Consider the following 13,939-nt stretch of genomic DNA (forward strand, 5'->3'; position numbering starts at 1 on the left):
TTTTTACTAATCTTAATTAGACTACTCTACTTAGTTAAGCTAAAATGGTAGTTATTAACTTAAGGAGGAATATATAATGACTAAAGAAATTACCAATGACGCTATTGCCAATTACACCGCTGATTTGGCTAAGCATCCTAGTTTTAATATTGCCAGTCACGCTGCCCAAGAAAACGGCATCTACAAGGCAAGTCAAAACCTGCAATCAAAGATTGATTTAAACCCAACTTTTTCTGTCGAAATTGAAACTGGTAAGCCAGCTGATCAAAAGCAATCCGGTCGTTGCTGGATGTTCTCTGCCTTGAACACCATGCGCCACCCATTACAAAAGGAATATAAAGTTAAGGACTTTGAATTATCGCAGAACTACACCAACTTCTGGGATAAATTCGAAAAATCTAACTGGTTCTTTGAAAATGTGATCGCTTCAGCTGATAAGCCACTTGGTGACCGTAAAGTTAGCTTTTTGTTCACTACCCCACAACAAGATGGTGGTCAATGGGACATGCTTTGCGGTTTAATTGAAAAATATGGAATTGTGCCAAAATCTGTTTATCCAGAAACTGCTAACGCAACAAACTCTAGCGCTTTGAATGACACTTTAAACACTTTATTGCGTAAAGATGGGTTAGAACTGCGCGATTTAGTTAACAGTGGCAAGTCCGAAGATGAAGTTGAAGCACGCAAGAACGAATTCTTAAACGATGTTTTCCGGATCTTAGCAATTTCACTTGGCGTTCCACCAAAGAAATTTGACTTTGAATACAAAGATGACGATGGCAACTACCACCGTGAAGCTGGAATTACACCAAAAGAATTCTTTGATAAATACGTTGGCATGAACCTGGAAGACCACGTTTCAATTATCAACTCACCTACAGACGATAAGCCATACCACAAGGTCTTTTCTGTTGAATACCTGGGCAATGTTGTTGGCGGCAGACAAGTTCGTCACCTTAACTTAACCATTAACGAAATGAAAGACCTAATCATCAAGCAATTAAAAGCTGGTGAAGTTGTTTGGTTTGGTTCAAATGTTGGTAAGGATTCCGAAAGACAACTCGGTTTACTCGACACTAACATTTACAAGCGCGATGAATTATTCGACGTTGATTTCTCAATGACTAAGGCCGAAAGACTTGATTCTACTGAAAGCATGATGGATCATGCTATGGTCATTACAGGTGTCGACTTGGTTGACGACAAGCCAACTAAGTGGAAAATCGAAAATTCATGGGGTGAAAAGCCAGGATTTAAGGGTTACTTCGTTATGAGCGACTCATGGTTTGACTCCTTCGTTTACCAAGCTGTTATCAACAAGAAATTCTTACCAGATGACATGAAGAAAGAATTTGACGATGGTGCTAAGAACCCAATTCAACTTCTTCCTTGGGACCCAATGGGTGCTTTAGCTTTTAAGTAAAATAATTGGTTAAAAAAATGCGTTACTGCAATTAGTAACGCATTTTTTATTTACCGTAAAAGCTTAATTCATGCTAAGCCAACCTCATTAACAAAACGCATGAATGCGGCCTGCCCAGCAGGTGTTTGTTTAAAAACACCTGCATCTTCTAAAACGCGAGCAAAAACTTGGCCTAATTCATCTTGCAATATCTGGTTTACGTTAGCAGCCTGAATTGGCTGCCGTTCTTTAATTTTTTGGGCCCACTGCAGGTGAATCTGCTTAATAGCATTAGGCTGCCCTAAAAGAAATTTCTTAACCTCGTTCATCTCTGGTACTAGGCGCGGTGGCAAAATCGCTAGTCCTAATACTTCAATTAAACCAATATTTTCTTTTTTGATGTGCTGCACATCGGGATGCGGATGAAAAATTCCAGCCGGAAAGGCGGCTGAAGTTTGGTTATCACGTAAAACGAGGTCAAGGACATAATCACTGCCCTCTTTACGCGCTATCGGCGTAATGGTATGGTGCTTTTCGCCGGCACTGACGGCACGCACATTAACTGTTTCATCCGAATATGTTCGCCAAGCAGTAAGAATTTTGGCAGCTAAAGAAACCAGTGCTTCCTTGTCTATGCCGCGCAATCGAATCACCGACATGGGCCACTTAACTAGTCCAGCATTGACGGTGGGAAAGCCAGCAAACTGCAGCTTAGTCGTAATTGGAGCCTCATCCATTGGAAAACGGTGCTTGCCGCCTTGGTAATGCTCATGTGACAATATCGAACCGCCCACAATCGGCAAATCGGCATTGCTCCCCACGAAATATCCGGGAAACTGATCAACAATTGTCAATAAGTTATTAAAAGTTGATCGCGCAATTGTCATCTTTTCATGCTTGGCTGAAAGAAAAATACAGTGTTCGTTGAAATACGCATACGGTGAATACTGGAAGCCCCATAATTCATCATTAAGCTTAAAGCGAATAACGCGGTGATTTCTGCGCGCCGGATAATCCGCACGGCCCTCATAACCCTCATTTTCCAGACATAATTGACATAACGGGTACCCAGTTGATTGTGTTTTGGCTGCTTGCGCAATCTTCTTTGGATCCTTTTCGGGCTTGGCCAAATTAATGGTAATCTCTAACTTGCCATACTTACTGGGCGTAACAAAATAGATATTTTTAGCAATTGCTCGCGTCTTAATATAGTCGCAGCGTTTGCTCAGTTCGTAAAAATTGTTAATGGCTTTACTGGGAGATTTTTGGTAAGTCTGCCAGAAGCGCTTATTAACGACGCTAGGTCGTGGTGTAATCAAAGCCATTAGATTGGCGCCAATAATTGCCCGTTCAGCGCTATCCCCTTTACATTTACCATTTGCCTGTGCAATTTGAACTAATTCATCTTTTAAATCAAGCAAGTCACGTTTGCTAGTTACCGCGCTGACAGCAGAATCGCCCACCATACTTAAAATTTGGTTTCGCAAATATATTCGATCTAAGTCAGTGTAATCGCTATTGGCAATTACCTGCGTAATAAATGCTTCAACTAGCTTTTGTTCAGCCATTTTTTATCCTATTCATGTAAAATCTTGGTGCCATCAGAGGTGGCAGCTAAATAAAATGATGGTGCATAACCAATTTGGTGCTGGTAGACCGCTGCCACATTTTCCTGAAAGGCTGTCACTTGTTCCTTAGCTACGAGTGCAATCGCACAACCACCAAAGCCGGCTCCCGTCATTCGCGCACCTAACACGCCGGGCTGCTTCCAGGCAGTATGAACCAGCGTATCCAGTTCCTTGCCAGTAACTTCGTAATCATATTCGAGTGAAAGATGTGAAGCATTCATTAACCGGCCGAATTGAGCTAAATTGCCTTTTTGCAAAGCCTTTTCTGCTGCCAGTGTCCGCTGATTTTCCCACACAGCATGTCGGCACCGCTTTAACAGCATTTCGTTAGGTAGCAAGTAGCCGTATTCATCAAGTAAATGACCGGTTAGTTCCCCCAAGGCTCTGATATTAAGCTCTGTTTGGAGTATTTTTAATCCTTCTTCACTTTCCTTACGCCGCTCATTATATTTGGAATCCGACAATTCCCGCTTCTTGTTAGTATTCATGATAACGATTAAATTGTTATTTAACTTTAAAGGCACCATTTTATAATGCAATTTACCCGTATCAAGCAAGATAGCCTGATCACGCTGGCCCATTGCCACGGCAAACTGATCCATGATACCTGAATTAACCCCGATAAAATTATTTTCGGTTTTTACGCCAAGCTTGACCAGTTCTAAACGGTCAATGGTTAAATTAAACTGATCCTTCATTATGAGACCAATTAACATTTCCAGCGCTGCCGACGAAGAAAGACCGGCACCATCAGGGATGTTGCCACTAATGTAAATGTTTAATCCGTGATCAAAGTGTGCACCACTTTTAAGCAAATAATGCATCATCCCCTTGGCATAATTAACCCACGAATCCTTTTTGACGTATTTTAGCTGTGCCAAATCGACCGTTACAATACCAGTTTTAGCAAAATTAGCCGAATAAAAGTTAAACTGTTGATCTGTTCGCGGACTAACTGCGCCATAGATGCCTAACGAAATCGCACACGGAAAAACATGGCCACCATTGTAATCAGTATGCTCGCCAATCAAATTAATGCGCCCAGGAGAAAAATAACAGCCTGAGGGTTGGTCATGATAAATATTGGCAAAATCTTGTTTTAATTCTTCAAGTTTCATTGCTACCGCCTTCGCCCAAAAAATAAAGCGTTATCATTTTTACATTCTAATTATACGGTTTTCCGTTGAGCTCAACAAGTGAATTAATTAGCACAACATTTTCATTTATTCACCACTCAAATACCAAATAAAAAACGACTTTGCTGTAAGTTGCAAAATCGTTTCTTTTGTTTTTACCAAATATGTAACAGCCGATCGGGCTGCAGTTTGGTTAAATTAAACTGGTGAACATGCTGCGGTTTACTTTGCGGAAATATTTCCATAAAATCGGCCAGATTCACTAAGCCGGTCGAATATGTCCACACGCCCTTTACCTTTTTTATTGGATCAAGCATTTCGTTCCTGATCGGACAAGCAGAAATTAAGAAATGCTTGTGATGAAATTTAAAAACAAAATACGGTAACCGAAAGTCATTAATAATTTCTTCTTTTGTCTTACCAATCGTAACCACATTTCGGTATGTACCATACATTTCAGTAAAGCGGTCATTAAACGAAAAATAAAAATTTGAAATGTGAACATGGGGAAAATCTTCTTCCGCTACCTGGTCAGGAACTGCAACAACATGAGCAAAATGATCTAAATTACTTTCACGCTGTGACAATGCTTTCCCCAACTGGTTAGGACTAATAACGTGTGCCCATTCCGGAACCGCCAAATTTTCCTGATAATTAATATACATTTGCCTGACCACTTCAGGCTTAACCCAATCATATTGCCTGCGAATTTCATTGCGGTTCAACAAATTGCGCAAGTTCTTATGATACATCAAATCAACAATAAACAATTCATAGCGATAGCACTCAACCCACGGCTTATAATGCTCAATGCTTTCTTCAACGATGTGGGTACTATCGACAATTACTGTTTCGCCACGTTTCATCTTCTCTTCTACGAGGTAGTCCACCACTTTTTCCGTTTGTTCATTTGCATATCGCGGAATTACTTGATGTAAGCAATCGGTATCTTCTTCATAATAGTAAGTTAAATTCGCCAATAATAGCCTTATTTGATCACGACTAATTGCATAAGGCTGTAAGTGATGACGAGCAATAAATGAAGATTTTCCGGAGCCGGGTGCGCCTCGTAATAAAAATATTTTACGCATACCTATTCTCCAAACTAAGAATGTAAAAACTCTATTTAGTATCGTAATAAATTTTAACATACATCTAGAAGATTCCTCACATCTAACTAAAAATGCGTGAGAATTTTAGCGCAAAATTTCTTTTTTCGTGATCTGTAAATGCTCATCAAAGGTGTAAATAATTGGCTGTGCATTAGGTACTTCAAGCTTAAGGATGTCATAATTGTCAATGTGCTCAAGTTTTTTGATTAACGCCCGTAAACTTGATCCGTGAGCAACAATTAATTGATCCTCACCCTTTAACAATCGACTTGCAACTTGATCATGATAATAAGGCAGCAACCGCTTTTGCGTCTGGTAAAGGCTTTCAGCCCGCGGTAACCGTTTCCGATCGCATTGATCATAGCAAGCCGCTGTCACCTCATCACCTGCTGGCGGAACTTCATAAAACCCGCGGCGCCACCTTCGCACTTGTTCTTCGCCAAAGATTGCCCGGGAAAGATCTTTATTGATCCCCCGCAATTTACCATAATGCCGTTCGTTTAACCGCCAAGTCTTGGTAATTGGCAAATATAAAAAATGACAAGTTTCCGCCACAATATTAGCGGTAATAATTGCCCTTTGCAAAACCGAGGTGTGAATGTGGGTGGGGTAAAAGTCGGGAACCTGCTTAAGCAATTCTCCCGCCGTCTGAGCCTGAATCCGCCCCTTGGCAGTTAATGCAACATCATTCCAGCCCGTATAAACATTAGCAAAATTAGCGGTACTTTCACCGTGTCTAAGAAGCACCAATTTGACCATTTTAGCCCATCCAATGTCTAATTAATAAAAAAATACCAAAAACCGTAAAGATAATGCCTAAAATCATAAAGGGGCCAAAACTACGGCCATTATTTTTATACCGGCGATTAAAGGCATAAGCCATATCATATAACCCAACGATCAAAACAATAATCGCCGTAAATAAACTCACTTCAAACTTCATTTGTTATTCTTCCTCTTCTTGATTGCGATCCGAAACAATCATCTTGTTGTTACGCCCACGCTCACATTCAACCTGAAAGTTAGTGTGATTAATGCCCAAAAACTGCAATTTTCGGCTAATCTGCTGGTTAATCTGTTCAATCTGCTTAGCCGTTAAGTCAGGAGTAACATTTACGTGAGCATCTAGCATAACGTAACGGTCGCTATAACGCCACAAATGAACGTGATGAATGTTCTTGATTTCGGGAAAAGACAGGACAATCTTATTAACTTGGTCAAGATTAATATCAGGATTAGATTCCATCAAGACGTTAGCAGCCTTCATAGTTAATTCCCAAGCCTCATGAAAAATAAAGAGAGAAACTAGTAAAGTCATTAACGGGTCAATCCAAGTAATGTGCCAAAAGTAAATAAAAATTGCGCCGACAACGACCGCAACACTAGATAAAGCATCACTCATCATGTGAATAAAGGTGGAGCGGACATTAAGATTCTCTTGACCGTCTTGGTGCATAACGAGCATCGAGATCACATTGGCCACTAAACCGATAATGGCCACAACCAACATAATTTGCCCACTAATTTCCGTTGGACTCCAAAAACGTTCGATTGCCTCAATAAATAAAACAATGCTGATGAGCAGTAAAACGATCCCATTGGTAAAAGCGGCGAGCGTTTCAGCACGATCATAGCCAAAGGTCTTTTCTTTGTTGCTACTCCGATTACTAATTAAATGCGCCACAAAGGAAATGATAATTGCACCGACGTCACTTAAATTATGCACCGCATCAGATAACAGTGAAAGTGACCCAGAAACAAAGCCACCGATAAATTCCGCGGCAGTGATAATAACATTAAGTGCCGTAACGTAGGCATAACGCTTAGTTGTGTGATCTTTCATATGTTTTTTCCTCATGTAATAGTGTAACAAAAAGTCCTACTTTTGACAGTAGGACCTTACATATCTTCTGCGGCAACATTATAATCGATTATTTCGAATTTGCCATTATTATAGAGTATGCCCCTAGTAACGCTACCGTTATCAGGGAAAATAATATCATGGAGCCCATCACTTTGGTTCCAATATTTAATTGCTAAGGTTTTAATGAAATCACCGTGCGAAACAATTAGCACTCGCTGTTCATTCCTAGTTAAATCACCCAAAACCGAAATTGCCCTGACCATGCGGTCATCAAGTTCTTCCTTGTTTTCAGCTAAATGACGGGGATCAGCCTTTTTAGTTGCTTCCCGGAATTCATAGATTCCAACTTGGTTAATAATCTTGGTTACATCATTTTCGGGACCAATTCCGGCAGCTAAACTAACCTGTTTCCAGGTATTTTGAATATCGTCGCCTTCAAAAGAACCGAAGAAAACCTCCCGAAATTCGGGTAACTTTTTTATTTTACCGATTTCTGATACTTGATTGGCATCCTTCATCAAGTGGACTGTATCAATCGCACGTTTTAAATCGGAAGAATACATATTGTCAAAACGAACTTGACTAAGCGCCCGCGCTGTTACCTTCAGGTCGTTAATACCCTTAATCGTTAACGGGGAATCACACCATCCCTGCACTTTGTCCAATTGGTTGAACATTGTTTCGCCATGACGTACTAAATAAATCTCTGTTGCCAACTTGCATTCTCCTTCCATTTAAATAATGTGCATAAACTATAACATATATGCCTTATAAAAGAAATAGGCAGCCTGAATGAAAGCCAGTGCAGCAATAAAGACACGGACATATTTGGCCGGAACAACCTTTAAAATATCCATGCCTAAATAACCGCCAATAAACATACCAACTGCAAGTGGAATTGCCTGCAGCCAATAAATATGTGAAGTAAAGGCAAAGACGATTAAAGCGACCAAGTTAGCTAGACCACACACCACATTTTTAATTGCGTTTACCACAATAAACTTTTCATTAGTGATATATGTTAGCAAAACTAGTACGATTACGCCACCAGCAGCTCCGAAATAGCCCGTATATACGCCCATTGCCAGCAAAGCAACAATATAAAAAATCTCTTGCCAAAGTGGCCGTTTGTGCGGTTCTAAATTATGGTGCTTGGCAGAAACAATGACCATAACACCAGAACCAGCAATAAAAAACGGAACGACTTTTTCAAATACTTTGGAGGGAAAGGACAATAGCAAATAACAGCCCAAAACTGACCCTAAAACGGTAAACATGGCGTAAAAGGCAACTTGTTTCCAATGACCTTTGAGTTCTTTAAGAGAAGAAATTGTTGAACCAATTCCGGTCCAAATCAAGGCGGCATCATTAGTAACATTGGCATATACCGGCGGAATCCCCACCGCAAGCAGCACGGGATATGAAGCCAGTGAGGCCATGGATGCAACTGATGATAATAGGCCACCCGAAATTCCGCCAAAAAAGATAAAAATTATGGTAAAAAAAGATAACATTTAAATTAGGACTTCCTTTTTAGCAATAATATCTATTATAATGCAATTAGTATCAAATTAAGAAGGGATTTTTACATATGGCAAAATTTCAGTCTTTAATCTTCGTACCTGAGGGAGCTATCCTTAATGAAGGAGTTGCTGAAAGGAATGCTCTCCGGCAAACATTAGATGAAGTCGCTAGCGGTTTTGGACCAAAAGAACGAATACAATATGCTAACCTGCTCAGCCAGATCAAGTTTTTAACTTTCAGTGATCGGATTGAACTGGTTTTACAGACTTTTTGTCGTCATGAATTGTATTCAGCAAGAAAAATCTTTTTTCAAAAGATGAAAAAGCAAAAGCAATTAGTCAAAGACGTTGGGCCATTTCTTGGAGAATTAAGTGATATGGATGACCAAATCAAATTAATTCTGTGTTCCAAGGAAGACCGGGAAACAATCTCCTCGCGCTTAGATGAAAGTGAATTGCTCAGTTATTTTTCAGCAGTTTACACTCAAGATGATTTTAAGGAAAGGTTACCGAATAAGGAGATTCTAACCACAATTGTTCAAGAGCAAAATGTTGATCCAGCTACTTGTTTAGTCATTGGAACTGATCTCGCTGATGACATCCAAGGCGCAGAAAATGCTGGTTTAGCTTCTCTTTGGATTGCACCAAGAAATGTTAAAACGCCAATTCATCCTAATCCTACTATCCACTTAACCACATTAAGCGATTTGTTGTTTTACCTTGAACTAAGCTAGTTTATAATAAACAATAAAACGGATTGTGAGGTTGCGAAAAATGAAAAAAGCTGCTGTAGTTTTTGCCGATGGCTGCGAAGAAGTCGAAGGCTTGAGTGTCGTTGATGTTTTACGCCGACTAGGCGTTCAAACTGATATGGTTGGACTTACCAGTAAACAAATTAATGGTGATCATCATATTCTGTTGACTTGTGATCAAGTTGTGGACGAGCGCCTACTTGACTATGATGTAGTTGCGTTTCCGGGTGGTAAAACTGGTGCTGAAAACTTACGGGCTAGCGAACAATTACGCGACCTAATGGTTAAACGGCACGAAAATGGCATGTGGGATGCAGCAATGTGTGCCGCTCCCATAGCTCTCGCAAAATATGGTGTCTTGGATGATGCAGATTATACTTGCTATCCTGGTTTTGATGAGCAAACTAAAAAAGATGCCCCAACTGGACATTTTAAAGAAACGATCACGGTGACAGATAATGTGCACAAAGTTATTACTAGTCGTGGTCCAGCAACAGCCTGGGCATATGCCTATGCGATTGCTGAAGCACTGGGAATTGATACCCACGAGATCAAAGAAGGCATGTTGTATAATTATTTAGCTGCAAATATTTAAAATTGCGACTAAAAAAAGACGGAACTGAATAGCTCCGTCTTTTTTTATAATAAAATTGCCAAGCGCCCTACTTTCTAACTGTTTAGTAATTAATAACCGCAATTTCTTTTCAGAGCTAGCGTTAAAATATGCTAAGATTTACTTGCACGTAAAAATGCAAATAACTAAGCAGGAGGTAATAAAATGTGTACGAGTATTGCTGTGACGGCAGATAACGGAGATGTATTTTGGGGAAGAACAATGGATTTTACCTTTGATCCATTTAAGCCAAGTGCTGATAGCAAAATGACGGCTTATCCCGCAAAATTCGAATTAAAAGGGTTGCACCAAAGTTGGACAACTAAATATGCGTTCATGGGCATTAATGTTAATAACTCGCTCTTTTTTAACGATGGGATTAACAGTGCCGGTATTGTTGGCGATGCCCAGTACTTGGAAGAAGCTTCCTGGGACACGGCTTCAAACCTTGAAAAACGTGGTTTAAAACCTATTATTGGTGAAGAAGTCGTGAGCTACGTCTTGAGTAATTTTGGCTCTATTGCCGAAATAAAAGAGGCTTTCACTCATTTAGGTCAGGAAAAAACAACTTATCCTGATTGGGAAGAAGCCGATACCGGCATCCCGACCCCAATTCCCATGCACTATACTTTTAGCGATGCTGAAGGTCATAGCGTTATTTTAGAACCGGTAAAACAAGGTGCATTTAAGATTTATGATGGTATCGGGGTCATGACTAACAGCCCAGAATATTCGTGGCACCTGGATAATTTGCGTAATTATTTACAGTTGACCAACCATAATTTGGGCCACCAACAACTGACTGAAAAGCTAAATATTAAGCAAATTGAGAGTGGTTCCGGCTTAATCGGCTTACCCGGCGATTATACTGCGCCATCGCGTTTTGTACGCGGAACCTATCTTTCCAAGTTTTTAGCGCCATTTCATTCTGATCAGGGTATTACCCAGCTATACAATGTCTTTAAAGCGGTAATGATTCCCCGTGGAATTGAGCATCTACAAGAAAATAGCGCTAAATGTGATTATACGGGCTACTGGGCAGGTTACGACGTCACTAACAGAAGTTTATATGTCCAGCCTGAAGACTGCCCTACGATGACAAAGTTTACCCTGGATCCGGCGATCACCACAAAGGTAACTGAGCCTATTCAACATGATTTTCAGGTTTTAGAAGCTAAAAAATAATCGCTGAACCCCAAAAATAGCAAAAGAAAAAGGATTAGTAGTCGCAATTGACTTAATACTAGTCCTTTTTTGTTTGCTAAAAATTAATTGCATAATAATTAATGACCAGCTATATTATTAGTTAACCGTCTACTTTTAATTAACGGAAAGAAGCTAATTTTATGCTAACAGATGCTCATTGCCATTTAGAAAATAATCAAGAACTGGCAAATTTGCTCGTCAAAAAACAGATTACAACAATTGTTAATTGCCAGACACCAGAGGAATGGCGCATTAACCAAAAACTGACCCGAAACATGGAGCTACTTAGCTTTGGCATACATCCATGGGACGCTAACAGACTAACCCTGCAAGAGGTATTGCCCTATCTTGAGCAAGCTGACGTTGTAGGTGAAATCGGGCTCGATTCTGTTTGGACAGAAAATAGCTTGGACTGCCAAAAGGAAGTTTTCACTGCACAAATTGAATGGGCACAGGCATCCAATCGGCCAGTTATTCTACATACCAAGGGATGCGAAAAGATCATTTTAGCTACAATCAGGCAATTTCCTAATCGCTATTTAATTCATTGGTACGATTGCAGTAATTACCAGCAGGAATATGTCGATCTTAACTGTTATTTCAGCTTCTGCCTAGCTATTTTAGACGATGCTAACGTAATTAAGCTGGCAAAAAGGTCCCCTTAAATCGCTTGCTAATTGAGACAGATGGCTTAAGTTCGGTTGAGTGGTTGGAAAATAAACCGGTAAAAGTCGAAGACTACCCTCTTATTTTAGACCAAACACTAACGGCCTTAGCAGACTTGCGTCAGGTTGATAAAAATATGCTGGCAAAGCAAGTCGCCGGTAATTTACAACACTTTTTAGGAAAGTAATAAACTTGTCCCATTAACTATGAATTATTGTTTCAGACTTTCTCTGTTGGAACCGATCAAGAAATAAGGTAGCCATTAACAGAATTAGGGTGCCAAGAAGCAAAGTGATTAAACCATGAGCAAAATTAACCTGCATATTATTAAGATCGTAAGCTGTAGAGCCAGAAATAGCTCTGAGCGAGTTAAGGTAAGTAGTAGGTAACCAAGCTGCAAGCGCCCTAATTGGCTCAATAATTACCGTCGCTAAACTCCCCACGGCAACGAGGAAAGTCGCCACCAGCATTGTCGGGAATAAATACCGAAAAATTCGTGCCAGTAAGTTGACATAAACAGTAATCAGTAAAAATTCAAGTAATTGAATAATAATCGTCTGCGGAATTAATTCAACTGCCGGAATAACATCCAGTATAACTTGCCTGCTTGTTATTTTATAAACAACATAAGGATAATTTATATTACCCATTCCCAAAATTAAAGACGAAACTAAAAACACCACAAAATTCAGGCCAAGATACATCAAGCTAACAAGTAATAGGTCTATTCCAATATTGGTTAAGATTTTCTTACCAGAACTAATAGGAATAATGGCGGAAATGTCATCACCATTTTTATATGAACTAGTAAACAAATATGACAAAATAAGAATAATGACTAAATTAAATGAAACAGGCCAGAACTTATTATTTAATTCTATTAAAAGCTGAATACCCGTCATGGCACTTAAATCTTCATATGGAATTGGATGTTTAATTAAATTTTCAAGAAATTGTTTGGTTTGCTTAAACCAGTCTATTTCCTCATAATTGTTTTCACTAAGTTTTAACTTATCAGAATTATTATTCGATATTTCATAAACCTGGTGCCATTGCTTAACCTTCACATCACCAGCTAGTCCGGAATCTTTAGTCGAATTCATAGCTTTAGTCTTTGACTGGAGTCCAGTTTTAGCTTGTTGAGACTTAATTTTGGTTTCAGATTTTGAATGATAGCCCTGAACTACAACGTGATTAGCACTGATAAAGCAGTTATTTTGTCCTTCAAATAAAGTGCCATTTACCAGAAAATTCGAGTCAAGATCAAGAAAGCCAAATAATACAATAAACAAGACACATATAATGATTGTTTTGAAATTTTGTTTAATGATCTTTTTAAACTGAAATGAAAAGTACGAGTTCACTGCACCACCCCGTAAATCATTTGTTTTTGTAATACCATCTTATGCAAGTTAGAAACTTCTATGCTGTTATTTTTATATGAGATGCCAATAATACACTTATTTCGTCGACTAACTTTTTCTTTAAGCCGCGCAGAAGCTTTTAGGCAATTTTCTTGATGAAGGTGATTAGTGTTTTCAGCTATTAAAGAATAAGTTACATTACTAATAAAATACAGTATAATTAGTAATTTGTGTTTAGCTATCTTTGTATAGGCATAAATAGGTACTTTGGCATATTCATATATCACCCCAAAAACTAATTCACCTGTCGAATTAGCATAAAATTTCCACTGACGTTCAGCAAACTTCAAATAATTTAAGCTATTAAAGCTTAAATTTAAATGGTCGTACCTTTTGGCGAATATTTCCTTTTTTATTGCTCCAAAATAAGGCTGTTCAGCAATTAAAACTTTTACTTTTGCAAAAGCGGCCAAAATAGTGATTGTTCGCAAAAAACCTCTTTGGTAACTGAAATTTTCAAATAATATTCGAAAGATCTGCTCTTTATGAAACTGATAAGAAGTAGATAAGTTATTAATAGTTAGCATTTAAAACTCCTTAAAAATAACAGGGATAATATCTGTCTGAATATTCTCAACATGCTTAAGCTGCTATATAACTTAAAAATACATTA

The 13,939-nt window shown here is 39.0% G+C and carries 16 protein-coding genes; 6 read left to right on the forward strand and 10 right to left on the reverse strand.

The window, feature by feature from the left end; genetic code table 11:
- The first annotated feature begins 76 nt into the window (after positions 1-76).
- Positions 77-1,423, forward strand: coding sequence for a C1 family peptidase (pepC, locus tag J3U71_RS00310; RefSeq protein ID WP_220234723.1), 1,347 nt, complete (start codon positions 77-79; stop codon positions 1,421-1,423).
- A 68-nt stretch (positions 1,424-1,491) separates the two neighbouring features.
- Here the strand turns inward: pepC and galT are convergent, their stop codons facing one another.
- The 8 genes from galT to J3U71_RS00350 all read right to left on the reverse strand — a co-directional run bounded on the left by galT (position 1,492) and on the right by J3U71_RS00350 (position 8,656).
- Entirely contained in the window at positions 1,492-2,970 is a 1,479-nt protein-coding gene (galT, locus tag J3U71_RS00315) for a UDP-glucose--hexose-1-phosphate uridylyltransferase (RefSeq protein ID WP_267392287.1), read from the reverse strand.
- A gap of 8 nt (positions 2,971-2,978) precedes the next feature.
- Positions 2,979-4,148: a galactokinase gene (locus tag J3U71_RS00320; RefSeq protein WP_103752435.1), complete on the reverse strand. Its 1,170-nt coding sequence runs from the start codon at positions 4,146-4,148 to the stop codon at positions 2,979-2,981.
- A gap of 173 nt (positions 4,149-4,321) precedes the next feature.
- Positions 4,322-5,257: an AAA family ATPase gene (locus J3U71_RS00325; protein ID WP_220220012.1), complete on the reverse strand. Its 936-nt coding sequence runs from the start codon at positions 5,255-5,257 to the stop codon at positions 4,322-4,324.
- Positions 5,258-5,362: 105 nt separating this feature from the next.
- On the reverse strand, positions 5,363-6,037 hold the full coding sequence (locus tag J3U71_RS00330) for a 2,3-bisphosphoglycerate-dependent phosphoglycerate mutase (protein WP_220268326.1): 675 nt from the start codon (positions 6,035-6,037) through the stop codon (positions 5,363-5,365).
- 1 nt (position 6,038) lies between these two features.
- Positions 6,039-6,221 carry a DUF308 domain-containing protein gene (locus J3U71_RS00335; protein WP_103752432.1) on the reverse strand — a complete coding sequence of 61 codons (183 nt, stop codon included), beginning with the start codon at positions 6,219-6,221 and terminating at the stop codon, positions 6,039-6,041.
- A 3-nt stretch (positions 6,222-6,224) separates the two neighbouring features.
- Positions 6,225-7,121: a cation diffusion facilitator family transporter gene (locus J3U71_RS00340; RefSeq protein ID WP_267392288.1), complete on the reverse strand. Its 897-nt coding sequence runs from the start codon at positions 7,119-7,121 to the stop codon at positions 6,225-6,227.
- Positions 7,122-7,177: 56 nt separating this feature from the next.
- The gene (locus J3U71_RS00345; RefSeq protein ID WP_267392289.1) at positions 7,178-7,858 is read right to left on the reverse strand and encodes a histidine phosphatase family protein; all 681 of its coding nucleotides are present in this window, start codon (positions 7,856-7,858) and stop codon (positions 7,178-7,180) included.
- 36 nt (positions 7,859-7,894) lie between these two features.
- Positions 7,895-8,656: a sulfite exporter TauE/SafE family protein gene (locus J3U71_RS00350; RefSeq protein WP_267392290.1), complete on the reverse strand. Its 762-nt coding sequence runs from the start codon at positions 8,654-8,656 to the stop codon at positions 7,895-7,897.
- 77 nt (positions 8,657-8,733) lie between these two features.
- On the opposite strand from J3U71_RS00350, the gene J3U71_RS00355 reads away from it, so the two are divergent.
- The 5 genes from J3U71_RS00355 (at position 8,734) to J3U71_RS11600 (ending at position 12,089) form a co-directional block, all read left to right on the forward strand.
- On the forward strand, positions 8,734-9,399 hold the full coding sequence (locus J3U71_RS00355; protein WP_220268330.1) for an HAD family hydrolase: 666 nt from the start codon (positions 8,734-8,736) through the stop codon (positions 9,397-9,399).
- A gap of 40 nt (positions 9,400-9,439) precedes the next feature.
- Positions 9,440-10,012: a DJ-1 family glyoxalase III gene (locus J3U71_RS00360; RefSeq protein WP_267392293.1), complete on the forward strand. Its 573-nt coding sequence runs from the start codon at positions 9,440-9,442 to the stop codon at positions 10,010-10,012.
- A 183-nt stretch (positions 10,013-10,195) separates the two neighbouring features.
- The gene (locus J3U71_RS00365; protein WP_267392294.1) at positions 10,196-11,215 is read left to right on the forward strand and encodes a linear amide C-N hydrolase; all 1,020 of its coding nucleotides are present in this window, start codon (positions 10,196-10,198) and stop codon (positions 11,213-11,215) included.
- A 161-nt stretch (positions 11,216-11,376) separates the two neighbouring features.
- Positions 11,377-11,901 carry a TatD family hydrolase gene (locus tag J3U71_RS00370; protein WP_323848327.1) on the forward strand — a complete coding sequence of 175 codons (525 nt, stop codon included), beginning with the start codon at positions 11,377-11,379 and terminating at the stop codon, positions 11,899-11,901.
- A gap of 5 nt (positions 11,902-11,906) precedes the next feature.
- Positions 11,907-12,089, forward strand: coding sequence for a hypothetical protein (locus J3U71_RS11600; RefSeq protein WP_323848328.1), 183 nt, complete (start codon positions 11,907-11,909; stop codon positions 12,087-12,089).
- Between the two features lie 13 nt (positions 12,090-12,102).
- On the opposite strand, the gene J3U71_RS00375 is transcribed toward J3U71_RS11600, so the two are convergent.
- Both J3U71_RS00375 and J3U71_RS00380 read right to left on the reverse strand, forming a co-directional pair.
- The gene (locus tag J3U71_RS00375) at positions 12,103-13,266 is read right to left on the reverse strand and encodes a hypothetical protein (RefSeq protein ID WP_267392295.1); all 1,164 of its coding nucleotides are present in this window, start codon (positions 13,264-13,266) and stop codon (positions 12,103-12,105) included.
- Complete coding sequence (locus J3U71_RS00380; RefSeq protein ID WP_267392296.1) at positions 13,263-13,853, reverse strand: hypothetical protein; 591 nt, start codon at positions 13,851-13,853, stop codon at positions 13,263-13,265. The genes J3U71_RS00375 and J3U71_RS00380 overlap by 4 nt, the downstream gene beginning before the upstream one ends.
- Between the last annotated feature and the right edge of the window lie 86 nt (positions 13,854-13,939).

This window comes from Lactobacillus sp. B4015, assembly GCF_026536055.1.
GTDB classification, from domain to species: domain Bacteria; phylum Bacillota; class Bacilli; order Lactobacillales; family Lactobacillaceae; genus Lactobacillus; species Lactobacillus panisapium.